This is a genomic window from Christiangramia forsetii KT0803, assembly GCF_000060345.1.
Classification (GTDB): domain Bacteria; phylum Bacteroidota; class Bacteroidia; order Flavobacteriales; family Flavobacteriaceae; genus Christiangramia; species Christiangramia forsetii.
Genome location: NC_008571.1, coordinates 1,360,746 through 1,386,686, shown reverse-complemented (window position 1 = coordinate 1,386,686; position 25,941 = coordinate 1,360,746). Strand labels below are relative to the sequence as shown.

At 37.6% G+C, this 25,941-nt stretch carries 26 protein-coding genes; 12 read left to right on the top strand and 14 right to left on the bottom strand.

Annotated elements, in window-relative coordinates:
• Positions 1–9 precede the first annotated feature (9 nt).
• The 9 genes from GFO_RS06230 to GFO_RS06190 form a co-directional block, all read right to left on the bottom strand.
• Complete coding sequence (locus tag GFO_RS06230) at positions 10–1,086, bottom strand: NAD-dependent epimerase/dehydratase family protein (protein ID WP_011709226.1); 1,077 nt, start codon at positions 1,084–1,086, stop codon at positions 10–12.
• An 11-nt stretch (positions 1,087–1,097) separates the two neighbouring features.
• The gene (locus GFO_RS06225) at positions 1,098–1,433 is read right to left on the bottom strand and encodes a P-II family nitrogen regulator (protein WP_011709225.1); all 336 of its coding nucleotides are present in this window, start codon (positions 1,431–1,433) and stop codon (positions 1,098–1,100) included.
• 182 nt (positions 1,434–1,615) lie between these two features.
• The gene (locus tag GFO_RS06220) at positions 1,616–2,083 is read right to left on the bottom strand and encodes a hypothetical protein (RefSeq protein ID WP_011709223.1); all 468 of its coding nucleotides are present in this window, start codon (positions 2,081–2,083) and stop codon (positions 1,616–1,618) included.
• A 107-nt stretch (positions 2,084–2,190) separates the two neighbouring features.
• On the bottom strand, positions 2,191–2,742 hold the full coding sequence (locus tag GFO_RS06215) for a DUF3347 domain-containing protein (RefSeq protein WP_011709222.1): 552 nt from the start codon (positions 2,740–2,742) through the stop codon (positions 2,191–2,193).
• Between the two features lie 73 nt (positions 2,743–2,815).
• Entirely contained in the window at positions 2,816–3,391 is a 576-nt protein-coding gene (locus GFO_RS06210) for a helix-turn-helix domain-containing protein (protein WP_011709221.1), read from the bottom strand.
• A 16-nt stretch (positions 3,392–3,407) separates the two neighbouring features.
• Positions 3,408–5,258, bottom strand: a complete 1,851-nt coding sequence (locus tag GFO_RS06205) for an efflux RND transporter periplasmic adaptor subunit (protein ID WP_011709220.1) — start codon at positions 5,256–5,258, stop codon at positions 3,408–3,410.
• Positions 5,259–5,283: 25 nt separating this feature from the next.
• Positions 5,284–6,501: a TolC family protein gene (locus tag GFO_RS06200; RefSeq protein ID WP_011709219.1), complete on the bottom strand. Its 1,218-nt coding sequence runs from the start codon at positions 6,499–6,501 to the stop codon at positions 5,284–5,286.
• Entirely contained in the window at positions 6,498–10,238 is a 3,741-nt protein-coding gene (locus GFO_RS06195) for an efflux RND transporter permease subunit (RefSeq protein ID WP_011709218.1), read from the bottom strand. The genes GFO_RS06200 and GFO_RS06195 overlap by 4 nt, the downstream gene beginning before the upstream one ends.
• A 103-nt stretch (positions 10,239–10,341) precedes the next feature.
• Positions 10,342–10,761 (bottom strand): HYC_CC_PP family protein, encoded by a 420-nt coding sequence (locus tag GFO_RS06190; protein ID WP_041250037.1) that lies wholly within the window; start codon positions 10,759–10,761, stop codon positions 10,342–10,344.
• A 164-nt stretch (positions 10,762–10,925) separates the two neighbouring features.
• On the opposite strand from GFO_RS06190, the gene GFO_RS06185 reads away from it, so the two are divergent.
• From GFO_RS06185 to GFO_RS06135, 12 genes are all read left to right on the top strand, one after another.
• A complete protein-coding gene (locus GFO_RS06185; RefSeq protein ID WP_011709216.1) occupies positions 10,926–12,191 on the top strand; it encodes a thiolase family protein in 1,266 nt (421 codons plus the stop codon).
• A gap of 479 nt (positions 12,192–12,670) precedes the next feature.
• A complete protein-coding gene (locus tag GFO_RS06180) occupies positions 12,671–13,042 on the top strand; it encodes an ArsR/SmtB family transcription factor (RefSeq protein ID WP_011709215.1) in 372 nt (123 codons plus the stop codon).
• Between the two features lies 1 nt (position 13,043).
• Positions 13,044–13,667 (top strand): mercuric transport protein MerTP, encoded by a 624-nt coding sequence (gene merTP, locus GFO_RS06175; RefSeq protein ID WP_011709214.1) that lies wholly within the window; start codon positions 13,044–13,046, stop codon positions 13,665–13,667.
• Positions 13,668–15,014 (top strand): dihydrolipoyl dehydrogenase family protein, encoded by a 1,347-nt coding sequence (locus GFO_RS06170; protein ID WP_011709213.1) that lies wholly within the window; start codon positions 13,668–13,670, stop codon positions 15,012–15,014. It abuts the gene before it with no gap.
• Between the two features lie 13 nt (positions 15,015–15,027).
• On the top strand, positions 15,028–15,234 hold the full coding sequence (locus GFO_RS17445; protein ID WP_011709212.1) for a GDCCVxC domain-containing (seleno)protein: 207 nt from the start codon (positions 15,028–15,030) through the stop codon (positions 15,232–15,234).
• 62 nt (positions 15,235–15,296) lie between these two features.
• Entirely contained in the window at positions 15,297–15,671 is a 375-nt protein-coding gene (locus GFO_RS06165; protein WP_011709211.1) for a metal-sensitive transcriptional regulator, read from the top strand.
• Positions 15,672–15,828: 157 nt separating this feature from the next.
• Positions 15,829–16,101, top strand: a complete 273-nt coding sequence (locus tag GFO_RS06160; protein ID WP_011709210.1) for a thioredoxin family protein — start codon at positions 15,829–15,831, stop codon at positions 16,099–16,101.
• Between the two features lie 210 nt (positions 16,102–16,311).
• Positions 16,312–16,638, top strand: a complete 327-nt coding sequence (locus tag GFO_RS18145; protein ID WP_083830807.1) for a four-helix bundle copper-binding protein — start codon at positions 16,312–16,314, stop codon at positions 16,636–16,638.
• Positions 16,639–16,827: 189 nt separating this feature from the next.
• Complete coding sequence (locus tag GFO_RS06150) at positions 16,828–17,226, top strand: hypothetical protein (protein WP_011709208.1); 399 nt, start codon at positions 16,828–16,830, stop codon at positions 17,224–17,226.
• A 10-nt stretch (positions 17,227–17,236) separates the two neighbouring features.
• The gene (locus GFO_RS06145; protein ID WP_011709207.1) at positions 17,237–18,076 is read left to right on the top strand and encodes a hypothetical protein; all 840 of its coding nucleotides are present in this window, start codon (positions 17,237–17,239) and stop codon (positions 18,074–18,076) included.
• A gap of 41 nt (positions 18,077–18,117) precedes the next feature.
• Positions 18,118–18,591 carry a heavy-metal-associated domain-containing protein gene (locus GFO_RS06140; protein ID WP_011709206.1) on the top strand — a complete coding sequence of 158 codons (474 nt, stop codon included), beginning with the start codon at positions 18,118–18,120 and terminating at the stop codon, positions 18,589–18,591.
• Positions 18,592–18,906: 315 nt separating this feature from the next.
• The gene (locus tag GFO_RS06135) at positions 18,907–19,356 is read left to right on the top strand and encodes a hypothetical protein (protein WP_011709205.1); all 450 of its coding nucleotides are present in this window, start codon (positions 18,907–18,909) and stop codon (positions 19,354–19,356) included.
• Between the two features lie 76 nt (positions 19,357–19,432).
• Here the strand turns inward: GFO_RS06135 and GFO_RS06130 are convergent, their stop codons facing one another.
• From GFO_RS06130 to GFO_RS06110, 5 genes are all read right to left on the bottom strand, one after another.
• Positions 19,433–19,708 (bottom strand): tyrosine-type recombinase/integrase, encoded by a 276-nt coding sequence (locus tag GFO_RS06130; RefSeq protein WP_373284031.1) that lies wholly within the window; start codon positions 19,706–19,708, stop codon positions 19,433–19,435.
• A 143-nt stretch (positions 19,709–19,851) separates the two neighbouring features.
• On the bottom strand, positions 19,852–20,919 hold the full coding sequence (locus GFO_RS06125) for a PepSY-associated TM helix domain-containing protein (protein ID WP_049792096.1): 1,068 nt from the start codon (positions 20,917–20,919) through the stop codon (positions 19,852–19,854).
• Between the two features lie 72 nt (positions 20,920–20,991).
• Entirely contained in the window at positions 20,992–23,376 is a 2,385-nt protein-coding gene (locus GFO_RS06120; RefSeq protein WP_011709201.1) for a TonB-dependent receptor, read from the bottom strand.
• A 331-nt stretch (positions 23,377–23,707) separates the two neighbouring features.
• Complete coding sequence (locus GFO_RS06115) at positions 23,708–24,232, bottom strand: sigma-70 family RNA polymerase sigma factor (RefSeq protein WP_011709200.1); 525 nt, start codon at positions 24,230–24,232, stop codon at positions 23,708–23,710.
• 486 nt (positions 24,233–24,718) lie between these two features.
• Positions 24,719–25,921, bottom strand: a complete 1,203-nt coding sequence (locus tag GFO_RS06110) for a hypothetical protein (RefSeq protein WP_229664779.1) — start codon at positions 25,919–25,921, stop codon at positions 24,719–24,721.
• Between the last annotated feature and the right edge of the window lie 20 nt (positions 25,922–25,941).

Here is a 25,941-nt window from a genome sequence, read left to right as displayed (position 1 = left end):
GGATGGAATTTATTTTTCTTTAAGTTTTGATGGTAATTTGAGATCATTTCCTTTATACCATTTTACAGGATGATCCTTTAAATTCTCAATAATCTTAGGCAGGCTATTCTTTAGTCTATGTTTTGGCTCCCAATCCAGCAATTTATTGGCCCGGCTTATATCCAGTTGCATATGCTCATCTGTTAAATCGACCATCCAGGGTTTAATAAAGGAATCCCCAAAAAGATCCTGTACCCAGGCTCCGGTTTTTGCTACGAAATTTGGGATCTTATAAGTTTTCCATTCTTTATTAAAAAGTAAACATGCAATTTCATTTTGTAGCTCAATAAAGCTCATTGTTTCGGGCTCGCCCAGGTTAATGGTGGTCATCCCTGAGAATTCTTTCCTTTTTTCTATTGCTTTAATTAAACCTGTAATAAGATCCTCCAGGTGAACATAGGGGTTTCCGCGGTCAAATTTACCGGGGTAAAAATGACTGGTCAACTGGTTTTCGTATATACGCTGAATTTGGTTGGTAATAGGGATTGAGTCACCCTCATCGCTGTAAACTCCGGCTATCCTCAAATTCATGACCGGAATATCACCTCTTTTAGAACGGAGTATTTTTTCGGTATCAACTTTGGATTGAGGATAATCCCATTTTGGGTTCACCGGGGATTCTTCTGTTATGTCAATGCCGGGTTTAGTTGAATCATACACCAGCAAGCTACTGGAAAAGACAAATTGCTCAACTTCAAACCCCTGTAGAACCTTTAAGAGGCGTTCTGTACCTTCCACCGTGATTTTTTGATAGAGGGGACTGGGTTCCCCTGAAAAATCATAGTACGCAGCAAGATGTATTACTGAGGCAATTTTATTTCCGTAGGCAAAACGTATTCGTTCAAAAGCATTTTCCATACTTTCATCAGAAGTGATATCGATACATACACATTCTGCTGTAATGGGCGGAAAAGGATATCCTATATTGTCCAGCCCGATTATAAGGTATTTTTCTGCCAGTTTGTTGATGAGAGTTGTACCAATAAGGCCACTACTGCCACTTACTACAATTATTTCCTTGTCTGTTTTTATTGCCGGTTGGTCCATATTTGATTATTCTATATATCCTCTTTGCTTAATTCTCCAGTTCTTACCTTATAAATTTCAAGTACTTCAGACACGTAAATGAGCCCTTCCCCTTTTTCACCCTTACCGCCGTTCTGATGGATCACCTGCACGATCTTTGGCACATCTTCTTTCCTGCAGACAATTTCCAACTTAGACATTTTGCTATGGGCAAGAGGAAACCTAAGGGATGGAGAATCTTTTCTTTGAGTATATCTTCCGGTACCTTCAGCCTCAGAAACCGTTAGGCTTTCAAAACCTTCAGTACGCAATGCCTGCATCACCTCATTGGCTCTTTTTTCTCGGATAAACGCTTTAACTTCCCTCATTTTTCTTGTTTTTTTTCATCAATAACATAGGCAGCTGACAAGACAGGAAAATTAGGCCAAAGAAAAGCCACCTGCCATAGTCCTGAATACCTAGAAATGGCCAGATAAAGGAGGTTATGACTATCAACAGACATCCTGTTATCATCCATTTCATCATATCCCCCTGTACTTACCTGTACTTATTAGTTATTTTTATGCATCTGTGAATTGTGTTCTTCCTGATTGGAGGCACCCATTTTATCCTTGGAATCCATAGATTTCCCATCCTTCTCCTTCATATTATCCATCATCTTCATCATCTTGCCATCCTTCATCATCATCATACACATCTTCTTGCACATCCCATCATCTTTCGAGGCGCCATCCATCATTTTTCCCATCATCATATCCTGCATATGGCCATCCTTCATCATCATATTGCCCATCATTTTGCAGGAGGTAGAGTCTTTTTTAGCCTCCTTCATCATACGCTGCATCATTTCCTTTTTCATTTCCGAATCATCCAATATAGCGCTGTAAATCTGTTCTTTTTTTTGATCATCCTGCAACATCTTTTTCATTGCAGTGTCATTTTTTTCCTGGGCCTGGATCGTAATGGCTCCAATCATAAATACACCTGTTAACAGTGCAGTTCTTAATACCTTTTTCATAACTTTTATATTTTTGAATTTAACTAATTTCTTGTGCCCACATAAAGAGCTGAAAGAATGCTAACCATATCATCTTTACAGCTCTTTTGCAGGACTTTTTTAAAATATTAATTGGTGATTGTTTCCTGAACAGAACCACAACCGGGCATTTTTTGCCCCATATAAGGATTTTGTATTTTTTCGTTTTGACTTAACCAGTTTGCGCCCTGACCGTTTAATGCCATTGGACAGTGGTTCCAGTAAACTGAACCATCTATATCATTATTTTTTGCCATTTGATATAAAACTGTGGACATTTCACTAAAATATTCCCTTTGTTTCTCGATATTATCAGTCTCTGCGATAGCCTTGGCTGATCTTTCTAAACCTGGACTCTTTTTGACCAATTTTTCGGCTTCTTCTTGTGCCCTGCTCGCATCATCTGCAATTAAGGCATATTTAATAGCGATATAGGAAGACATAATTGATGCAAATTCTGAATCCTGAACTCCATCTGAATTAGATGTATTATCATTTCCCATCATTCCACTGTTTTCCTGCAACAGCATATTTTCCATCATTTCCATCTCCTGATTGCCTTTATTATCATCACAAGAAGTTGTAAAACTTAATAACGAGAATGACATTAATGCTAGCATGCTTATTTTTACTATTTTCATAATTTTATTAATTCATTATATTACTAAATTACTGATATTTAAACTTTTGTATTTCTAAAATCTTGGGAGATGTTTATAAAATTCGGTTTAAGGAACTCCTAATTTCTGCCCCTACCTCTTTATACTGAGATAGGCTCATCCCGGTTTCAGTTTTAAACTGTGTACTAAGATGTCCAAGACTGCTATAGCCTAACATTTGTGATATTTCAGTAAAATTATGTTCCTGAGAATGTATCAACTCTTTTACTTTTTCCACTTTTAATTTTATATAATATTTTTCTATTGTTATCTGCTGATTATAAGAAAAGATTTTACTTATAGTCGTATAATCCTGATGTAACTTTTTCTGTAGGTAAACAGACAGTTTTGTTTCTAAACGAGCAGGTATCGAATTTACAAGATCGATAAGCTTTACTTTTATTTGTTCTACAAGCTTATCTTCGGGTGTATCTATAATATCAAAATCATTAGCTCTAAGTATTTCTGTTAATTGCTCTTTAATCACAGAAACCTTATCTGTTTCAATCACCAATCGGCCCAGTTCAATTTCAATAACCTTAATCTTTTTATTTTCAAGGGCATTTTTAATTACGGTTGCGCAACTGCGACAAACCATATTTTTTATGTGAAATTCAGCATTCATTTTCATTTGGCATTATTAATGATTATTTATTGGGTACTATTTCCTGTTTTACTTCCCCACAGCTGCGCATTCCTTCATTCATAAACGGATTCTGAATATTCTTACTTGCACTTAGCCAAAAAGCTCCTTTATTGTTATTGGCCATAGGGCAAAAATCTATATAGAGAGTTTCATCACCGGGGCCGTAGACTTCCACTACTTTTATAAGCGGCTGCGACAGGTAGATAAAATTTTCCCGTTTTCCTGCTATAGTTGAAGCTTCTTTGCAGAGTTTTGCATGTTTCATTAAAAAGTTTTTTTTCTCCTCCCAAAAGGCTTTTGCTTTACCTTTTAAAACACTCCCGTCTATATCCTGCAGTGCTTCATATAACTGGGTGCTGTATTTAAAGGTGGCCTTCTCATCAGCTTCAACTAAACCATCCTTCAGGGACAGGTAGGCGTGGATCACTGCATCAAGTTGTTTCCTGAAGGAATCTGGTGTTTCCACCCTAAAATCATAAGCCTGGCCTTCCAGGAATTTCTCGGTACTTACCTGGCCCTTAACCTGGCTATTATTTTCTTTCGCCGCATTATTGCCCATATCCATCCCGGGCATTGATCCTCCGGCGGTTCCCCCTTCTGGGCTCATCATAGATTTCTTTCCTTTTAATTGCGCTGCTGCATCTACGGTAAATGTTCCGTTGGTAACAACCTGTTCGCCGTTTTGCAAACCGGAAAGGACCTCATATTGATCACCCCTCATATTGCCCAGCTTTATTTCCCTAAGTTCAAAAACAGGTTCCTCATTGTTGGCTTTTACATAAACCACCGAACGTTCCCCAGTCCAGAGCACAGCACTTTGTGGAATCGCAACCATCTCGTTTGTAGGGCTGCTTATGCCTTTTACTTTCCCCTGGACGAACATCCCCGGTTTCAACAATCCATTCTTATTGTTAAGCTCTGTACGTATCATGACAGTTCGTGTGCCGGTATTTAAAACGGGATCTATAAATGAAATTTTCGCGTTAAATTCTTTATCCGGGTAAGAATTGGTGGTAATCTGAATTTCTTGGCCTTTATCTAAGCCGGAAATTTGATTTTCGTACGCATCGAACATAGCCCATACAGAGCTTAAGTTCGCTATTTTATATAAAGGCTGTCCCTGTTTGATATAATCCCCTTCCTGCGCCATTTTTTCTGTTACCGTTCCTGAAACCGTTGCATATACCGGGAAATTTTCTATAACACTTCCCGCTTCTTCAATACTATTAATCTGTTTATCGGATAGCTTCCAAAGCTTGAGCTTATTCCTTACCGCTTTATAAAGTTCAGGTTGGGATTCCCGCAAAGAAGCCGCCGTAAGCAATTCCTGTTGTGCGGAAACCAGTTCCGGGGAATAAATGGTGGCCAGCAACTGTCCTCTGTTTACCTGTTCCCCAGTAAAATTCACATAGAGTTTTTCTATCCTTCCCGCAAAGTAAGATACCTGTACGGCGTTTAATTCTTCGTTTTCCATAATCTTACCTGAAAGCACCAGCGTATTATTTTCAATCCTGGCACCCCCAACCTGTGTGGTTTGGATATTGGCCAATGCCAGGGCATTTTCGGTCATGGTGAACTGATCTGTGGTCAAGCCACCGGCACCTTCTTCCGCAGGGATCAAATCCATCCCGCAAATTGGGCAGTCCCCTGGTTCAGGCAACATAATTTGGGGGTGCATAGAGCAGGTCCACATCTGTGTTTCTCCATTTTCATCTTCATGGTCATGTCCTTCCGAACCTTCCAACACTTTGGTGCTTTCCAAATTTGTGTCTGATGAGCCATTACTGAATATTAAATATCCCAATACCAGCCCACCAATCAATATTCCTATGTATATACTATATTTTTTCATCTTTATATTTTTTTATATTTCTAGATTAATTATTGTTCAGATAATTAATAATGGCCATTTGTACATAATAATTCTTAGTTGCTTCAATCAATCCTATTTGAAATTTTAGCTGTAATTCTTGAATGTCCAGCACATCATTAAAATCAATAGTGCCGGTTTCATAACTTCTAATCAGAACCTCCTCGGCGTCCCTGGCCTGTTCCAGATTATTTAATTGAGTGTTATAGGTGATGCGGGAAGCTTCCCGGTTGCTACGGGCCCTTTCCAGCGTTGTTTCCAGTTGGTTTCGGCGCTCATCCTTTTGCGCGTCCAATTCTAATTGCCGGAGTTCATTTTGCCTTGATATCGATTTATATTTGTTATTAAAAATAGGGATCGATAGCGAGACCATTGGCATAAAAATATCCTTGCCATTATCATTAAAGTCCATGTCCGGCCGTTCGGTCACTGCAACATAATCTGCCCCAAAACCCAGGTCAGGCAACGATTCTTTCTGATTTAGGACTTCGGCCAGCTCTACCGATTCATAAAGTTCATCATATTTCAACAATTCTGGGTGGTTGTTTAAATTATCTACAGATATTATAAAATCTTCTGAGGGCAATGGTACAGAATCATATACCACTACCTGCTCCCCTTCCTCCCGGTTCAGACGATTATTGAACTCGCTTTGTTCTGCCAAGAAATCCTGTTCCAGTACTTCCTTTTTTTCCACCAGTTCGTTTTGTCTTATTTGCAAGCGTAAAACGTCTACCGCAGAAGCATTTCCGACTTCAAGGGAGGTAAGTGCCAGCCTCTCGTAAGTATCCAGAAGTTCGATATTCTCCTCTAAAACACGTTGTTTGGCTTCAATCGCATACAACCGGTAATAGGACTGGGAGACAGCGAGTTTTAATTTTCGCTTTGCAATGGCGACTTCAATATATTCAGCATCTGCCAGTGCGGACGCATAATTTTCCCTTGCCGTAATAGTCCCAAACCAGGGAATCATCTGCCTGGCCGAAAATCTTACGGATTGTGCCCCCGTCCGGGTTTCAGGTTCACTTACAAAATACCCCCCGCTTACCTCTGTATTGGGCAGGGTATTCACTTCATTGACCTTTTCTTCAGCAATATCATAGCGAAGTTCAAAGGCCTGGATCTCCGGATTGTTTATTTCCGCCTCCTGAAGGTATGACTGTAAATCCTGCCCCCGGGACTGCGTGAAAATCAACAAGGTGATTATTACAATTATATATCTCATTTGTTCTTTCTTTTAAGTGCAAATTCTTTTTTCCAACTAAACAATACAGGTACCACGAAGAGTGTCATAAGGGCGATGAGCATCCCGCCAAAGCTGGGTATTGCCATAGGTATCATGATATCACTACCCCGCCCTGTTGATGTTAATATGGGCAATAAGGCTAGAATGGTTGTTGCCGTGGTCATTAGACAAGGTCGAATCCTTTTCTCACCCGCCTCAACAATAGAATCCCTTATCTCGTCCTTATTTTCTGGATCATTTCTATCAAAGGTTTGTGTTAGGTAGGTGGCCATAACTACCCCGTCATCGGTGGCGATTCCAAAAAGGGCTATAAAACCAACCCATACGGCCACACTTAGGTTAATAGGGTGTATCTGGAACAGGTTCCGTAGATTTTCACCAAAAAAGTTGAAATCTAAGAACCAATCCTGGCCATAAAACCAGATCATCAGAAACCCTCCGGCAAAAGCTACCGCGATACCGGTAAAGACCATTAATGAAGTAGAAACAGATTTAAACTGAAAATACAGGATCAGGAAAATGATAACCAGTGCCAGAGGCACAACTATAGACAAGGTTTTCTCTGCACGGAGCTGATTTTCATAGGTACCGGTAAATCGATAAGTAATCCCCTTAGGCACCACAAGTTCACCAGAATCTATTTTCTCCTGGATTACTGCCTGAGCATTTTCTACGACGTTTACCTCTGCAAACCCATCTAATTTATCAAATAATACATAGCCGATTAAAAAAGTATCTTCACTTTTAATAACCTGGGGACCCTGTTCATAGCGTACGTCTACCAGTTCTCCCAAAGGAACAGGACTGCCATTTTGCACCGGCACATAAATATCCTTTATATCCTGGGGGTTTTCCCGTAATTCGCGGGGATACCTTACCCTAACACCATAACGTTCACGCCCTTCAACAGTCTCTGTAATTTGCATTCCCCCAATGGCAACCTGGAGGGTACGCTGGACATCTTCTATCGCAATTCCGTACCTGGCTAAACGTTCCCTATTTATATCAATAAGTAGATAGGGCTTTCCTACAATACGGTCAGCAAAAACAGCTTCATCTTTAACACCCTCCGCTTCTTTTATGATCTCTTCAAGTTTCAACCCAAAGGCTTCAATTTCCCTAAGGTCCTGCCCTTTCACTTTAATACCCATAGGAGCACGCATTCCTGTTTGCAGCATTACGAGTCTTGTTTCAATAGGTTGAAGCTTAGGGGCCGAAGTAATACCTGGAAGTTTGGTAACCCTTACAATCTCATTCCATATATCGTCAGCCGATTTTATTTCCGGGCGCCATGTTCTAAAATACTCCCCATCTTCATCCGGGATCAGGTCTTCTCTTTTTAGAGAAAACGGATCCCTGAGTTTATCCTGGGCATATCCATCTGCATCTTCATCTATCTCTAAATTGGGATTGATACTTAATTTTCCATCATCAAGTATAAAAAGGCCATCCTCGTTTACCCTGTAGCGTTGGCGTTCCCCCTCTTCATTGCGCATATATTCAGATTTATACTGAATAATATTCTCGTACATAGACAGTGGCGCTGGATCTAAAGCTGATTCTGTACGTCCGGCTTTACCAACTACCGTTTTTACTTCAGGAATATTGGCCACGGCCATATCCAGTTGCCTTAAAATCCGCTTGTTCTCTTCTACCCCTGCGTGTGGCATGGAAGTAGGCATCAATAGAAAGGAACCTTCGTTAAGGGAAGGCATAAATTCCTTACCCGTATTTTGCATTATCACCACCCCAAAAATTACAATAGCCGTAGGAATGGATAAAAACAATATTTTATTTCTTAAGGTCCATCTTAGGATCCTGGTATAATATCTTCTGAAAACGGCGAATGTTCCCAGCAGTCCGAAAGCAATTAAACTCACAAATATGAGGTTCATAAATATACTTCGGTCAAAACCAAGCGGTCTCCAGTAAGCTGCGAGAAGATAAACTATGGTAAAACTTGAAATAATAATATTAATCAAATTGGATCGTTTTGGCGAAATCTTCTTTTTAAGAAGAAGAATTCCGGTGATTCCAAATGCCACCAGTACCAGGCCTAATACATGTCCAAAAATAAGCGCGGTAATCCCCAGGGCAATTACGATAGCGTTAACCGTATAACCGGCCACTGTCTTAATATTTCTTTTTTTGAAAAATATTGCCGCGAAAGGTGGGATTAAAAATAAGGCCACAACGAGCGATGCTGTCAAAGCCATTGTTTTGGTAAAAGCAAGTGGCCGGAACAATTTTCCTTCTGCACCAACCATGGTGAAAACGGGAAGGAAGCTGATAATTGTAGTCAGAACCGCTGTTAAAATAGCCCCTGAGACCTCTGCCGTAGCATTATAAACTATTTCATTAATGGATAACCGGTCCTTATCCTCATCCAGATGCCTGATAATATTTTCTGAAAGTATTACCCCGACATCTACCATAGTACCAATGGCAATTGCTATTCCAGATAGTGCCACTATATTGGCGGGTACTCCAAAGAGTTTCATAGATATGAATACCATTAAGACTGCGACTGGCAACAATCCGGAGATGAGAATGGAGGCTCTAAGATTGAAGACCATTATGATAATCACCAGGACGGTAATAAGGATTTCAAGGGTTAGCGCTTCATTTAATGTCCCCAGTGTTTCCTGGATAAGCTCGGTACGATCATAAAACGGAACTATGGTAACCTGGGATGTCCTTCCGTCACTCAATTCTTTTGAAGGTAATCCTGCACTTATTTCATTTATCTTGTCTTTAACATTATTAATTACTTCTAGTGGGTTCGCCCCGTAGCGGGCAACCACAACACCACCTACCACTTCAGCTCCTTCTTTATCCAGGAGACCACGGCGGGTCTTGGGGCCTAAGGTAACCTTAGCGATATCTTTTATCCGAATAGAGGCAAATTCTTCAGATGTTACAACAGCATTTTGTATATCTTCTATAGATTCAATATATCCCAGGCCACGAACAAGATATTCTGCTTTATTAATTTCTAGGGTCTGGGCTCCAATATCCCGGTTACTTTTCCGTGTCGCTTCTACAACTTTTTGTAGGCCTATATTATATTGGCGCATTAATTCCGGATCTACATCTATTTGATACTCCTGAACAAAACCACCTATCGAAGCAACCTCTGACACACCGCTAGCACCAGATAAAGCGTATTTTACATAAAAATCCTGAATACTCCTTAATTCATGTAAATCCCATCCCCCGGTTACATTTCCATCTTTATCCCTGCCTTCAAGTGTGTACCAGAATATTTGCCCTAAGCCAGTGGCATCTGGTCCTAATGAAGGATTAACATCTTCTGGAAGCAATCCAGAGGGCAGGGAATTTAATTTTTCCAGGATACGGCTACGGCTCCAATAAAATTCTATGTCTTCTTCAAAAATGATATAAATTGCGGAGAAGCCGAACATTGATGAACTTCGGATAGTCTTTACTCCCGGGATACCTAGTAAAGAAGTAGTAAGTGGATAGGTAATTTGATCTTCTATATCCTGAGGGGATCTTCCATCCCATTTTGTATATACAATTTGTTGATTTTCACCTATATCAGGAATAGCATCAACGGCTACCGGATCACTTGGTAAAATCCCGGTTCCCCAATCGAACGGGGCGTTAACCACTCCCCAACCGACAAATAGTACTAATAGCAATATAGCTACCAGCTTGTTTTCTATTAAAAATTTTATACTTTTATTTAGCATATATTTGATTATTAAGTAATTATAAATACTTCTTAAAAAGAAATAAGCATAGAAAAGCCTGCATCAGAAATACCGATGGGCTAATTTTATAATACTTAAAAAATCAAATAAGGAAAGTCTGATCTAAAATTAGAATATCCCGTACCAGGAGTGGTGGAATATAGGAGGCAAAAGGTACAACATTTCTCTCCAATCCTTCAAATAGATTAATAAAAGAATAACCAAATGAGGTTAAGAAAAGTTGCTGATTATAGGTGAGATCTTCAAAATTAGATTTCACCAAAGTATCCTGACCCTCAATTACAACTTGTTCGCTATTGCAACAAGGTACTTCTGAGACCGCACAAATTTCTATTAATTCTTCATTACTGTCTAATTCTGCGCAATTAGAAGAATTGTTGAAAAAGGAAAAATCTACTAAATTTTCAGCACAAAAATGCATTTCCACCGCATAAGTAATTGAGGTGCCAAACACGAGTAGTGCCAGGGTCATTGATAGTATTTTATTAAATCCTTTCTTCATTATTAACCGCAAAGATAAGAAAATTAATTCAACTTTTTACTCTATCAAAAAATTGATCGAATTAGTTCTAATTACTTCAACTTATTGAAAACAGATCAATTATATTTTTAAACCATTAGATACACAATTTTATTTAGTTTGTATATTACATAAATATAATTAATATGAAAACAACAGTTGATACCGTTTGGCTAATAGCCGGAGTGAGAACCTCTTTTGCGAAGGTTGATAAAGAATTAAAGGATCTGGATGTAATAAATTTATCCCTCCCGGTGGTTAAAGCAATGATAGAAAATAAAAAATTGAATCCCGATTTATTAATATGGGGCTCTGTCGCACCTAATCTTGGGTACAGTAATTTAGCCCGTGAAATTATAATGGATGCCGGGCTGGATCAAACCATTCCCGCTTTTACCACTATCATGGCCTGTAGTACCAGTATGATGGCTGCGATTGAAGCTGCTTCCCTAATAAATGAGGATCAAATTGCATTGGCTGGTGGAACGGAAAGTATGAGTAGGATTCAGTTGGGATTAAACCAGGATTTTTCAGATTGGTTAAGAAGACTTTTTCAAGCAAAAAGTTTCAAGGAAAAAATAGGGAAACTTAAAGATTTGAAATTTGGAAATATTCGCTTGTTTATTCCCAGTGTTTCTAATAGAAGTACAGGCTTGAGTATGGGAGAACATTCAGAAATTACTACCAAGCGGCTTGATATAAAAAGAAAACCACAGGACGAAATAGCTCTTAAAAGCCATCAAAATTATATTAAAGCCCGCAAAGATGGGTTTTTCGCTGATCTCATCACCCCGGTTAAAGGATTAGATCGTGATACCATACCACGGGAGGATACTAACCTGGAAAAACTAAGTTCTTTAAATCCCGTTTTTGATAAAGAATCCGGGAATGGCACCCTTACCGCAGGGAACTCTTCATTACTTACTGATGGTGCCGCGGGATTATGGGTATGTAAGGAAAAAGGAAAAGAAAAGTTCCCAAAGGATTCATATGCCGTAAAACTTATCGATTGGGAAATTGCTGCTGTAAATATTGAGGAAGATGGGCTGTTAATGGCGACAACCTATGCCATACCCAGGTTATTGGAACGACATAAACTTAGCTATAATGAAATTGACCTATGGGAAATTCACGAAGCATTTGGAGCTCAGGTTGTTGCAAACATTCAATTACTTGAGGATAAGGAGCATTTGAAAAAAGTGGGCACTTCGTTCGATTTCGGTGAGTTTCCCCGGAAAAATATAAATCCGAATGGTGGCAGCATAGCCATAGGCCATCCTTTTGCCGCAACCGGCGCCAGAATTATTAACCAGGCGATCAAAGAGCTGGCAAAAAGAGGGACGGGAAAAAGAGCTATTGTAAGTGTATGTGCTGATGGCGGACTTGGTACAGTAATGCTGTTAGAATCTTAACCAAGATGGGAATTCTAAAGACAAGAGTGGTACCTTAAATTGACGGATCCACAAAGGAGCATTCACCTAGAATTTATGAATTAAGTGGTTTTAGTAAATATACTTTGGGATAATTGATATTATCCCAAAGTATATTTACCAATGCTTCATTTAAATTAGGATACCGGTGTTTTGGTAGCCGTATCTGCAAAAATTGCTTTCATGAATTGATATTTCGAAACAACATTCTCCCCTGTGGTAAAGAAAAACAGTAACTTCCTCTAAATTGAAGTACCAATATTTCCTCTCATGATGGTTTGAAATTTATTTCAGTATAAATAAATTATTTTTAAATATTTTCTGCGAGTAATTGTCAATTTAGAGTCCCTCCCACTTTCTTATAGGATTTACATATGAATCAAATATACGGTTTCCAAGATTATATTTAAGCATTTGCTTAAATACTTATTTTATTATAACTTTGAAGTCTAAATCAAAGATTGACCATGGAAATTTCGTGTACAAGAGCCCAAGCTGATCATCAACAACTTCTTAATTGTAAAAACACTTTGGAAAGAATGGATGATAATTTTAAAGATATGACCAAACTACTATCGATTGCTGGTAGCGAGGTACGCTTAAAAATTTTATTCCTCTTGAACATGGAAGACGAATTATGTCCTTGTGATATTGCTGATATTTTAGAAATGAGTGTACCGGCAATATCCCAACACATCCGCAAAATTAAAGATGCAGGTTTTATCTCCTCAAGACGAGAGGGGCAAACTTTGTACTATTCATTAGTGAAGGATAAAACAGCTCTACTTAATGCTGTTTTCACTACAATCAAAATGGTAAAAAAAACTGCGTAAAATGAAATCTTCCAATAAGTCAAATAGCACAGCTTTTGTTAGCATGCTTACTGCAGTAACTGCTTCCGTATGTTGTATTACTCCCCTCCTGGCAATTTTAGCAGGTAGTAGTGGACTTGTCACCACATTTTCCTGGATAGAACCTTTTCGTCCTTATTTGATTGCGCTTACTATAGGAATTCTTGGTTTGGCCTGGTATTTAAAATTGAAACCTAAAACACAAGAAGAAATAGATTGTGCCTGTGATGAGGAAGAAAAACCATCTTTTTGGCAGTCCAAAAATTTTCTGTTCATGGTAACAGTATTTGCCGGATTGATGCTGGCTTTCCCTTATTATTCCAATATATTTTATTCACAGCCCAGTAAAGATATAGTGTATGTTTCTCAATCAAACATAATAAAGCACACCTTTGAAGTTGAGGGAATGACCTGCGCAGGCTGTGAAGCCCACGTAGAAAGTGAGGTAAATAATCTGGATGGTATTTTATCAGTCAAGGCGAGTTACGCAAATAGTAATACCGTGGTAGAATATGATAAAACTAAAGTCGATTTAACCGCAATCAGAAAAGCAATAAATACAACTGGTTATAAAGTAATCGATACAGAAAATAAAAAAGAGAAGTAGATGAAAAAATATGATGTATTTGTAATAGGTTCCGGGATGTCGGGTATGACTGTTGCTAATAAATGTGCCTCCAAAGGCCTAAAGGTGGGCATTACTGATGAACTTCCCTACGGTGGAACCTGTGCCCTAAGAGGCTGTGATCCTAAAAAGGTGATTATAGGAGCAACTGAAGTACGTGATTTTGCGCAAAGGCTTAAAGGAAATGGAATAGATACCGTACCAGAAGTCAATTGGGAAGATATTATGGCTTTTAAAGAATCTTTTGTCGATGCCATGCCTCCTAAAATTGAAAAAGGATATAAGAATAAAGACATAGATACCTATCACACTTCAGCTAAATTTTTATCTGATAACACCTTACAGGTAGGTGATGAAGTTATTGAAGCTGATAAATTCGTAATCGCAACAGGTGCAAAACCCCGGGTACTGGATTTTGAAGGTGGAAATTTGGCACTTTCAAGTACAGATTTCCTTAACCTAAAAAAGCTACCTAAATCACTTTTATTTATTGGAGGTGGCTACATTGCCTTTGAATTTGCTCATATCGCTGCACGGGCTGGTGCCGATGTAACTATATTACATCGTGGAGAATTTCCATTGGAAAACTTTGATCGTGACATTGTACAACATCTTGTGGACGCAACCCGAAAGCTAGGAATTAAACTGGTTTTGGAAACCGAAGTCTCTAAAATTGAAAAGAAAGAAGACCATTATGTAGTAACTGGAAAATCAAATGGAAAAGAGACCACGTATAAAACAGCATCAGTCTTTAACTCAGCCGGTCGTCCTCCCGCTATCTTTGATTTAGATTTGGAAAAAGCTGGCATCTCTTTTTCAAAAAAAGGAATCACAGTCAACGAATACCTTCAAAGTACCTCTAACCCTAATATTTATGCAGCGGGAGATTCGGCAGATTCAAGAGGATTACCCCTTACACCTGTTGCAGTAATGGAAGGGCATATTGTGGCATCAAATATCATCAAAGGGAACAAGAAAAAAGTCAATTATCCCCCAATGCCTTCTGTAGTTTTTACTTTGCCTATCCTGGCATCAGTAGGATTAACCGAAGCAGAAGCCAAATCAAAACAGATAGAATATCAGGTCAATTATAACCATGCGGAAAGCTGGTTCAATGCAAAAAGACTGAATGTTAAGGAATATGCCTATAAAACCATCATTAATAAAGAAAATCAGACTATTCTTGGCGCACATCTAATAGGCCCTAACGCGGAAGAAACCATCAATTTATTCGCCATGGCGATAAAGACCAAAATGAAAATTAATGAGTTAAGGACGATGATATTTACGTATCCAACTCTGTCATCAGATATCCCTCATATGCTTTAAAAACAAATAGATTATGGAAATAGAACTAGTTTCTACCATTAAATGTCCTGGTTGCGGACACACAAAAGAAGAGGAAATGCCCACAACAGCCTGTCAGTTTTTTTACCAATGTGATAATTGTAAGCATTTATTAAAACCAAAAGAAGGTGATTGCTGTGTTTATTGTTCTTATGGTAATGTTGCCTGTCCACCCATTCAGGAAGGAACAAATTGCTGCTAAAAATTTAAAATATTTTTGGTGACCTCCCCCACTCCAGATGTATCTTGCTGAAAATTAAAAGTATGATTCCTAGAGATCTAAGTAAAGATATAAAAACTCGCTTGCAGAGCATCAGCGGCCAGCTTAACGGACTTATAAAAATGCTGGATGAAAATAAAGATCCAGAAAAGATTCTGATCCAGTTCAAAGCGGCGCAAAAAGGACTTGATAAGGCGCATTTTCTTCTTTTAGATGAAGTGTACCGCAAAGCGCTGGCGATCACAATTTCAGAAACTGTGGAAGCCTGTCCCGGTAATTGCGGTAATGAAGAGCGAATTGAATTTATTCGCAAACAATTTCCCGACCTTGAGCTTAACAGCCTTACCGATAAAATGAAGGAGATTGATGAACTTAAACGAAGGCTGGAATCTTACATTTCCGAAAATAGATCAGAGTAAAACATTCAAAAATTTTCCATTTAATTTTAATACTAATAAAAATCTGTCGTAAAAAAGCAGGTTTTTTATTTGGAGACCACCCCGGTTCCGCTCTTATCTTTGGATTGTTCTTTAATAAGAAGGATAAAACTGATTGTTAATTTAAATTCAAAAAAAAATGAAAAGACAAATAGAAATATTTACGGCAAATTGTCCGGTTTGTGATCCGGTTGTAAAAATGGTGAAAGAGATGTCCTGCGATAGTTGCGAGATTACCACCTATAACCTGGTGGAACAATGTGAGGATAAAACCTGTATAGACAAAGTGCAGGAGTACGGTGTAAAGAGAATTCCCTCGGTGGCGGTTGATGGAAAATTGCTTGAGTGCTGTACAAACAATGGTATAAGCAAAGAAAAACTTATCGAAGCAGGAATAGGAAAAGCCAGTTAGCAAAACCATCGTACTGAAATTAAAATCTGAAACTTTTTATGGCAGCCATTTTTGGCTGCCTTTTTTTTAATCAAATTAAAATGTTAAATCTTTATTAATCGGCTTGCCTGCCCCCCGGGCTATGAGTCGATATTTGAAAAGAGGTTCGGCTCTTAATCTTTTATTTCTGATTTCCGAGCAAATCAGAAAGTAACTAAAACCATTTAAATTATGAAACCATTAAGTTCAGAAATGCAAAAATGTATCGATGATTGCAACGCCTGCATTACTGCGGCGAGAATTTGCCTTGACCAACATTTGGGGGAACCCGACATGAAACAATGCCACAAATTTTGTCTGGATTGTATTGCTTTATGCAGTGCGTGCGTCCAGCTATTAGCCAGCCAGTCTGATTACTCAAAACGTGTTTGCGGAATTTGTGCCGACTTATGTAAAGCCTGTGCTGATGAATGTGCAAAGTTTGACAGTGAAGTTTGCCAGCAATGCGCAGAAAAATGTCGAACCTGTGCCGAAAGCTGTAAAGAAATGGCAGCTTAAAAAAAATGTGAAATTTTTTTTAAAAGGAGCGGCTAAAAAGTTGCTCCTTTTTTATAAACGGGATTATAAAGTAGGGAAAAATACTATCCAATCTCTCATCCACAACCACCTAAAAAAAAAAGCCTCTAGAAGTTTGGATACCACCCGGGCTTCCGGTGTACATTTAATCCCTTGTTTAAAAAAATAAAGATGTTTGCCAAAATAAAAGAAGATTTTGTAAGTATAGGATCGCTATTCACCTCCGTTTCCACACTCTTATGTTGCGCGTTACCATCATTATTGGTAGCTCTAGGAATGGGAGCTGTGGTGGCCGGCCTGGCTTCAGATATTCCCTGGTTGTTTAGCCTGAGCCGCTATAAAAGCTGGACTTTTTTGATTGCCGGGATTATGATAGGCTTTAACTTCTGGTTGTTCTACGGAAGAAAACGGCAGCAGAGCTGTGAAATAGATGAAGACGGAAATGAAACGGCCTGTGATACAGCAGCTAAATGGAGCAAAGGGATCTTATGGTTTTCCTTTGTGTTATATCTTTTTGGACTTTTTGCAGCCTATTTACTTTTTCCCATTCAAAAATTTTTAGAATTATAATATAATTAAAATGAAAAAATATTTTTTGATCCTGGGTATAGGATTATTGACACTGTATCAAGTAAAAGCCCAGGGACATGGCCCTATTTATGGTTTGCAGACGCCCACCCTGGCGAAAGGCGGTATAAACATGAACGCTGCCGGAATGAGCATAGCGACCGAAGACGAAGCCTCTTATATGCTTCGGTATACATTTTTCTATGGCATTACGGAAGATTTACAGGTTACTTTTACCACTCCTACTGTGATTGAGCGTCTGGAAAATGCTCCACGAACGCGTGGAAATAGTATGATGCCTTCCAATGGAGATATCGAGGCTGCTTTGTGGTATCGTTTTTTTTCAAATGCTTTTGGGGTAGGAAAGAGGTTTGAATCCACAGCAATTTTAGGGGTATCTGCCCCTACTGAGGATGTTCGCGGACAGGTAAATGTAGGGAACTCTATTCATGGCGCCATTTCTACGGGATATGCCTCACGTACGTGGTACGCCTGGTTAGGTGGCGGTTACCAATATTATTTTGAAAAGGACAACCAGCAATTAGGCGATTTACCCTATGCAAGCATGGTGATAGGTTATCGTCCCAATATCTTTATGGGGGATTACCCTAAACCTGACTGGCGGATATTTGTAGAATCATTGGCCGAATTTCCCGGAGATAATAAAGTTAACGGACAATTTTTTTCTACGGATGAACGAAGTAAAAAAGTATTGGTTGGTCCTTCTATTTTAGGACTTGCCGGGCCCTGGGGAATTTCCTTCGGGGCATTGTTCCCGGTGGTTCAGGATCTAATACCGAATACGCCCCGTGAAAAGTACCGGGTATCATTGAACATAAGTTATTGGCTATAACGGATATTAAAGGAGAATTTTAAACATAAAAAAAGAGTAAAATGAAAAGAATAGCATTAATTATGGTAGTGGCAGTGTTTGGGACCATAAGTTCCGATGCCCAAATCACCAAAGTAGATCAGGAAGTTTTTGGAATGGATTGTGCACCTTGTGCCTATGGCCTTGAACGCGGGCTTAAAAAAATGGATGGGCTGGAAAAGGTAAGGGTGAGTTTAAATGATGGTAAAGCTTATCTTGAACTTTCGGAAAATAATAGTTTAAGTCTTAAACAAATCCAGGAGGAAGTCAAGAAAAATGGTTTTTCCGCCAAAAAAGCTGAAGTAGTCATAGAGGGAAAATTAATTGAGAAGAATAATAATTTTCAACTCCATACTGAAACTGAAACTTACAGTCTTTCTGGCGATCTGGTATCAGAACTAAAACCTGGAAAGATGAAACTTAAAGGAATTGTTCAGGACGAGGAAGATGACGATTTACCCAGTCATTGGAAAATAAATATCATCTGGATTTTTTAGCAATTTATAGCTAACCTATAGAAATATAATTAATGGTAGACTCTTTTTACAGCCCCTACATTTTTTAGGTATAGAAGAAGAAGAAGAAGAAGATTCCTTCAAGGCAACCATCACATGCACACAAGAAATTTTACAAACTCACTTTATAAAGCGCTGTTTGATATATGATCATGAAAACTTTTAAATAGCGATTTTTTAAAATTACTCCTCTAGAATTTACATAAAGAACTGGATTTTAATATCGTCTATAAACTTTGCTAGGATGAAATTACAAAATTCCTGTATTTTTGAAGGGAACCTAATAAATCCAATCCCATGAAATCAATGAAATTTGTAATTCCTATTCTATTTTTAACAACCCTTTTTATTGGTTGTTCAAATAATGATGACCAGGAAGATCTGGTAGTCGCTGAAGTTAGTGTCAACAATTCTGTATTATTTGATGACACCAGTGATTTTGATGGTGACATTGATGGAGATTTTACCGGCAATGGAGGATCTACTACCAGAACCTTTACCTGGAATAATTCTGAACCTACGGCAGATTATAATGCCGATATCACCGCTACTGCCAATGGTTCTTTTAGAATGGTTGTTAGGGACGCCAACAATAATTCTGTTCTTGACCGGTCTTTGTCGGGTGCATCTGAGCCAGATTCATTTACAGGTGTTACTCAAACTGGAACACCAGGAATATGGTCTGTAACTATCACGTTAACCAATTTTAAAGGTGATGGAAGCTTTTCTTTGAGTGAAGGAAATTAATTTGCTTTTTTAAACAGATCTCTTGAAACTTCAAGAGGTCTTTTTGGTTATAATTGTGAGCAACCATATATTTCTTTTAATCATTCAACCTTTGCTTCAAATTATCAATATCTGAGGATATTTTGGAATCAATTACCTGGGCATAAATCTGGGTAGTGGAAATTTTATGAGGTCCTAGCAACTTGGAAACTGTTTCTATAGGTACGCCATTGGCCAAGGTTACTGTAGCACCAAAAGTATCTCTAGCAGTATGAAAGCCTAAATTGTTTCTGATTTTTACTTCTTTAGCGATTTCCTTTAAATAAATAGGCAAGCCCGGTATAACAGGCAAAACAAATATATAGCCATTCAATTGCAAGTTTGGCTTTTTCAGTTCGTAGTTTAATTCTTAGGGTTCCCTATTTTAGAACCTTACTCATTTTAATATGATCTTTAAATCAAAATTTATTCGAAAATAAAGAGTTTAAAAAAAATCAAACTAAACACTTTTCGACGTTATCTTACCGTTCTAAAATAATAAAATCTGAGACCAGTAATAAATAATATTAAGGGAACAAACCCGGAAATAAAAACAAAAATTCTCCCCAGCATGCCTGCCATTTCTCCAATATGGATCAGATAAAATTGTGCTGCTATTTTTTCACTAATGGGATCACTGTCAAAAGAGGTTACATAATTAACTTTACCATTTTGATTTACTTTTAATTCCTTGGTTTTTCTAAGACCCGGTTTTATAAATCGGTTTTTAATATATCTAAATCGATACTCTTCATTTCCGTCTTGTGGAAAATAAATTGCCCGGAGTGCATATTGGTTGTCTGGAGTCTTCAATAAATGTAATATATTAAACTTGGTATCTACTAGGATCTCTTTTTTAGGTTCTATATTACCCATAAAACTATCCATTAACTTTAAACCGTCCTTATAGTAGCTGTGGTAAGTAAAATATCCACCAGAAAGAGCCATTACAACCAAAGGAAGGAAAAAAATTATTCCAAGTGACTTATGTACATCGTAGTTAAATCTTTTTTTATTTCGTTTCCATTTAATTTTGACTCCCTTTTTAAAATTTGATTTATACTTTTTCCACCATAGAAATAAACCGGAGGTAAGAAGAAATAAGCAAAATATAATGGCACTACCACCCACAATGTATTTGCCAATCTTTGGAATTCCAAGAGTTCGATGGATCTTCAGTAAATCTTCAAAAAATTTTATGGAAGCTGATTTTTTTCCTAAAGGTACTCCCGTCTCCGGATGATAATAAAGGGTTTGACCATTCTTATAAAGAATGGAAACCGTCTCCTGCTCTCGATAAGGTAGGAGTATCTTTGCTATAGTATCTTTCTGACTCCTATAAAGTTCTGAGGTAGTTTTTAATAATGTCTTTTCCGAAAGAGTATTAGTGGATTCCGTTTGTAGTAAGCGTTGATTTAAGGCCGACGTTATTTCCGGCTGCCATACATACATGGAACCAGTAAGACCTGAAATGGATGCCAAAACCCCACATGTTATTCCTAAAAAAAGATGTACTTTCTTAACTATGTTTGAAAATGCTTTCAAGCAATAAATTTTAGTGTAAAATGGTAGTCGTTACTTCTGAATATCAATTCTTAATAACGACTACCACCCCTTTTAAAAATTATAAGTTACACCAAGACGGGCATTCGCTCCCTCCCCAGCTGTAGTAAAAGACCTTAATGGCGCCGCCCATTGAGATCTTGCCGGTAAATAATACTCGTTAAGAAGGTTATTGATACCCAAGAAAACATCAATATTACTCTTAATTTGGTAGGTGGCCGTTAGATTTACCAGGGTATATCCATTTACAGGAAATTCCGTATGCCTAAAAGCATAATTTCCTTCCCCATCCTGAAAAGGAGAAAACCTGTTTCGATCTCCTAAACTCATAACATTCAATGAAGTATTAAACTGTTCTGTTGGCTTCCAGGTAACATAGGCCGTTAATTTTGGAGCAGAAATGACATCACCACCAACATAACTTAAATTATTTTCATCATCGTTTGGGTTTTTAAGCCCTTCCACATACGAATAAGAAGTCCCAATAAGTAGTTTATTGCTTGGGAGAGCATAATCTATTGCTACCTCTCCACCGAATATTTTCTGAGGTTGTTCAGAAGGTATAAACGAGTTTAGTTCATCACTAAATACAACACCAGTACCTAAATTAGAGGTGCTGTAATATCCTACCGCCTCTAAACGAAGATTATTAAATTTTGAAATAAACCCGAATTCATAGTTATTGGTAACCGCGGGCTCCAGTTGAATGTTGTCTATACTTTCAGCTCTTGCAGATCTTAAAATGGAACCTAAATCAGCTATGGAGAAACCCTGGGAATAGCTAATGTAGGGAATGAATTCCTGATGTTCAATATACCGGACTCCCATATTAAATGCCAGATTATCGAACGCTAGCTCTCCGCCCTGAACGGAGACCGAAGGATTAAAGTTACCATCTCCTTTAGGTGAATAGGGAAGTGTATTATAATTGGCAATATCCATTTTCAAATCATCGTATCGTAATCCAGCTTTAAGCGTCCATTTTTTATCTAGTTTTAAAGTGGTTTGTAAATACGGTGCTACACCCATAAGTTCAATATTTGGAACCCAGAGCCTTCCATCCAACAGCCCCTGATTAGTCTTATCTCGTAAAAGATCCAGTCCATAGATCAGAGATATATTCATATCGCCAGACGGGCTGAACTGAGTATTAAAATTAGGTCTTAAGCCATACTTTTCTGAATTGATCACGGATTGCCCTCCTCCTTCGAATTTATCGGAATAAAAGAAAATACTTTTGGCTTTGGAATAATATAGATCAGTTTCAAAATCTGTAGTACCGGAGAAAATATTATTTAGATTATATTTTAACCTCCCATTTACCAATTCGGAACCAGTTGGCTTCTGTCCAGGAATTGATCCTTCGATACCATGACCGGGTTCCAACGAGTAGTCTCCTTCTTCATTAAACACCTGAATATTTGCAAGAACTGGAATAAAGGGAGAATCCTGAAGGGATTTATAAAGATTCCCGTTAAGAGTTATTTTTTGATTAGAAGAAAGGAGATATTCCAGTTTACCATACGTACTGTAAATATCGGTATTATCAAACCCATAGGTGGGTAGTAATGGTGTGCCCTCCGCATCGTATTTATTCCCGGTATGTTCTATACTTCCGCTTACATAGTAACTAAGCTTATTAAGTTGTCCGGAAAATGATTGGTATACTCCGTATCCCAGAGCATCTTCGGTACTTGAAAGTTGGGATGTTCCCCAAATATTAGTAGTGCCACTCAAATTTTCTGAAGTGGTAGGATTCTTAGTGATGTAATTGATAAAGCCGCCATTCCCGCCATTTCCAAATATTGAAGTGGCTCCTTTGATTACTTCGACTCTGCTTATATCGTTAGGATTAATACTTTTAATTCCCAATTGTCCGTTTCGTAGCGGTGTTGATTGAGGGATTCCATCAACCATAACCAGTAATGATCTACCCCTTAATGTTTGTCCCCAATTCGAAAATGTTCCTGTACTTACAGCAAGACCGGGCACAGTATATGCTAGAATCTCATTAATATTGGAGGATATTTTAGTGAATTCCCGAAGCTTTTCTGAGTTCACCACCGTAACAGAAGCTGGGATTTCTGAAAGATATTCCGGGTTCCGGCTCGCAGAAATTACCACTTCATCCAAACTGCCGTATGTTTCCTGCAGGTTTACATTATAGGTTGTTAAGGAATCTGGTTTAACTTCTATCATTTGCTCTATAGTTTGGTACCCCAACATTTTGACCGCTACCCTCCAGTTTCCAGGGGGAATCTCTTGGAGTTTATATAACCCGTCAAAATTTGTAGTAGTTCCTTTTTGTAATTCCTCGATATAAACGGAGGCACCTGCCATAGGTCCATTTGTTTCATTTTTAATTTCACCTTTTAATCCAGATTGGGAGAAAGCAGAGAGGCTAAAGGCCATTAAAGCCAGAAAAGTAAAGTATTTCATTATTCTTATTTAGATTTATTAAAAATAACTACAAATATAGAAGCCCCTTTTAATTACACAAAGAAAATTTGATTTTTTTAAATGGCGTGGAGTGGAGTGATCACAGCCCTCTTAAAGATAATTAATAGATTATTTTTTGATTTAATCTGATGTTAAAAGCAATTTTTTATTCAAAAAAAGATTGCTTTAAAAAATATGATGCTAAGAAACAACTAAAGTTAACATTCTATCCCTTTGTCAGTTTTTAATCGTTTCATTATGAAATGCTAAAATCCTATTATTTAACAATACCTGTTATCTGCGATGGATTTGTGGGCGGATGTATTTTTAATTATGATTTACAAATAGAGCAATTGGATTCACCAATTAATTTGCCATCTTTATCAAACTCGTATTTACAACATTCATTGAATTTTTGTTTTAAAATATCTTTAGCTCTTCGTATTCTAGCCTTGACATTTGTAAGACTTATTTCTAACATTTCAGCCGCTTCCTTTTGCTTTAGTCCTTTGATATAAATCAATTCAATTATCTTTTTATAAATATCTGGTAGTTCATATACGAATTTATCAAAACAGCATATTGACTGATATTTTTCTAAAGCAGTTTCATTCTGTAAATTAGCACTCGGTAAATAAACAGATTCTTTATTGAAGTAGTTTGCTATCTCGTTTCGAGCAATTTGAAAAATCCAGGCTCTTACTTTTTCATCATTCTCAAGTTGATGTAATTTTTTATGGATTTTTAAAAATGTATTTTGAAAAATATCATTTGTAGCACTTTCATTTTTAACTTTTTTGAGAATAAAGAAGAATAACTCTTCATTGAAATTGTTCCAAACTTTTTGAGTCTCCATAGTTCAAAAATAAATAAAGGTTAGCTTTTAAACCAACCTTTATTTAATTCAGCAACAATCGCACTTACCACATTCACAGCTTGTACAAGGGCAATTGTTTTCTAAACAATTTCTGCAATTACATTTAGTGCAATCACAATTAGTGCATTTACAATCATTCATACTTATAAATTTTATACTTTACTAAGGAGACCTTTAAATCTCTAAAAAGATACATTTAAATTGAATTTTCTTTTAAAATATGACCGCAGACTCATTTTACCCATGATATTTTTCCACAAATCAAGAATGAAGGAAAAGAAATACAATACGTAATAAGAAGCATTTTATTGATCAAGCTTTGCACCTGGAAACATTTTCTCAACTTGTCTAAAAACTGAGATAATTTTAAGCCTTCTGTTTAGAAATATTGTAATTAGCAGTAAGATAAAACTAATCATGCCACCCCAAGCAGCCCATTCCATTAGTTAAAACTGCATATCATTCTTAAAAATAGGTACTAAAACCCAGGTACCAGGTAGCCGTTTTTGTGGCTGGATTATTTAAAATGTCATTCTGCCACTGATAACGATAATTCAACCTTAAAACCGTTGCAGGAGACGGTCTAAAACTAATAGAAGGGGTAACCGCAATTAAATCATCCCCTATATTTGTATTAGTTTGAGTGAAGTTACCAATATTAAAATCTACATAATCTGTCCTTGCGGAGACGTTTAAGGATGCATTTTCCCAACCGAACATTTTCTTTTGCAACACTGGTTGAACTACATCCAGAAAAAATCCTGCTTGTTTATCTCCAAACTGTTGCGTAAATGTTTTTGGCACATCCACCCACACATAAGCGCCTTCTCCAACAATATAAGTGCCGGTTGATTCAATAGTAGTGCTAAGATCAATAGCGAAGACATCCACCCTCCTATTCTTTTCATCTATCTGTAGTCCATCTTCCATTACACGATTGTATGTACCGCCCATATAAGAAAAACCAACCTCACCTATATTTCTATTTCCTATAGCGAGTTTTGTAGTAATTAAAGGGTCACCGCTGAAATTTTCTTCAAAACGCTCTTCATTTTCTTTAACGGATGAAAGAGAGGTTCGATCTTTTGAATTATTAATTATACTATTGTCAAATCCATTTGAGAGGTATGCTTCATATCCGATAATCCAATCTCCAGTATTTGTTTTACCATACATTCCAAAACCTGCATTAGAAAAAGTGGCGGGTAGTAATTTTACTGCCACATCAGGTCTTTCTACAAACTCCCATTTAGGACCATCGTGATTTTGATTAAAAGCACCGATTGGATTCAAGATTATTCCACCTCGTAAATTGAGAAGAGGATCAAAGGAGATATCCATAGCAGCAAATTCTATGGCAATCTCTTTACCTCCCTCTTCAAACTCTACTTCCGTTAAAAATTTAATTCTTTTGTTAATTGAGGCAGACAGAAATAATGTTAAACGTCGTGCTTGAAAAGACAATCCTTCTGTCAATCCATCTTCCACTGCATATATCGAATTGGCTTCAAGATATCCCCCAATAGATACCGGAGCTTTATTTATTGTTAGAGCTGGTCGGTTGTATACCGCATCCATGTTAAGTTGAGTATCTGTTGTATCTGACTTCGTTCTTTTAAGTATATCATCCTCGTTTTGGGCTATTAAATTTCCACTGAGGGTGAACAATATTAAGGTAATGATCAAAT

Coding starts and splice junctions, on each gene's coding strand:
- GFO_RS06200 (WP_011709219.1), bottom strand. CDS start 6,501: ATGAGATATATAATTGTAATAATCACCTTGTTGATTTTCACGCAGTCC.
- GFO_RS06220 (WP_011709223.1), bottom strand. CDS start 2,083: ATGAAAAAGGTATTAAGAACTGCACTGTTAACAGGTGTATTTATGATT.
- GFO_RS06160 (WP_011709210.1), top strand. CDS start 15,829: ATGAAAAGACAAATAGAAATATTTACGGCAAATTGTCCGGTTTGTGAT.
- GFO_RS06205 (WP_011709220.1), bottom strand. CDS start 5,258: ATGAAAAAATATAGTATATACATAGGAATATTGATTGGTGGGCTGGTA.
- merTP (WP_011709214.1), top strand. CDS start 13,044: ATGAAATCTTCCAATAAGTCAAATAGCACAGCTTTTGTTAGCATGCTT.
- GFO_RS06120 (WP_011709201.1), bottom strand. CDS start 23,376: ATGAAATACTTTACTTTTCTGGCTTTAATGGCCTTTAGCCTCTCTGCT.
- GFO_RS18145 (WP_083830807.1), top strand. CDS start 16,312: ATGAAACCATTAAGTTCAGAAATGCAAAAATGTATCGATGATTGCAAC.
- GFO_RS06230 (WP_011709226.1), bottom strand. CDS start 1,086: ATGGACCAACCGGCAATAAAAACAGACAAGGAAATAATTGTAGTAAGT.
- GFO_RS06195 (WP_011709218.1), bottom strand. CDS start 10,238: ATGCTAAATAAAAGTATAAAATTTTTAATAGAAAACAAGCTGGTAGCT.
- GFO_RS06115 (WP_011709200.1), bottom strand. CDS start 24,232: ATGGAGACTCAAAAAGTTTGGAACAATTTCAATGAAGAGTTATTCTTC.
- GFO_RS06140 (WP_011709206.1), top strand. CDS start 18,118: ATGAAAAGAATAGCATTAATTATGGTAGTGGCAGTGTTTGGGACCATA.
- GFO_RS06150 (WP_011709208.1), top strand. CDS start 16,828: ATGTTTGCCAAAATAAAAGAAGATTTTGTAAGTATAGGATCGCTATTC.
- GFO_RS06190 (WP_041250037.1), bottom strand. CDS start 10,761: ATGAAGAAAGGATTTAATAAAATACTATCAATGACCCTGGCACTACTC.
- GFO_RS06165 (WP_011709211.1), top strand. CDS start 15,297: ATGATTCCTAGAGATCTAAGTAAAGATATAAAAACTCGCTTGCAGAGC.
- GFO_RS06215 (WP_011709222.1), bottom strand. CDS start 2,742: ATGAAAATAGTAAAAATAAGCATGCTAGCATTAATGTCATTCTCGTTA.
- GFO_RS06185 (WP_011709216.1), top strand. CDS start 10,926: ATGAAAACAACAGTTGATACCGTTTGGCTAATAGCCGGAGTGAGAACC.
- GFO_RS06170 (WP_011709213.1), top strand. CDS start 13,668: ATGAAAAAATATGATGTATTTGTAATAGGTTCCGGGATGTCGGGTATG.
- GFO_RS06225 (WP_011709225.1), bottom strand. CDS start 1,433: ATGAGGGAAGTTAAAGCGTTTATCCGAGAAAAAAGAGCCAATGAGGTG.
- GFO_RS17445 (WP_011709212.1), top strand. CDS start 15,028: ATGGAAATAGAACTAGTTTCTACCATTAAATGTCCTGGTTGCGGACAC.
- GFO_RS06135 (WP_011709205.1), top strand. CDS start 18,907: ATGAAATCAATGAAATTTGTAATTCCTATTCTATTTTTAACAACCCTT.
- GFO_RS06210 (WP_011709221.1), bottom strand. CDS start 3,391: ATGAAAATGAATGCTGAATTTCACATAAAAAATATGGTTTGTCGCAGT.
- GFO_RS06145 (WP_011709207.1), top strand. CDS start 17,237: ATGAAAAAATATTTTTTGATCCTGGGTATAGGATTATTGACACTGTAT.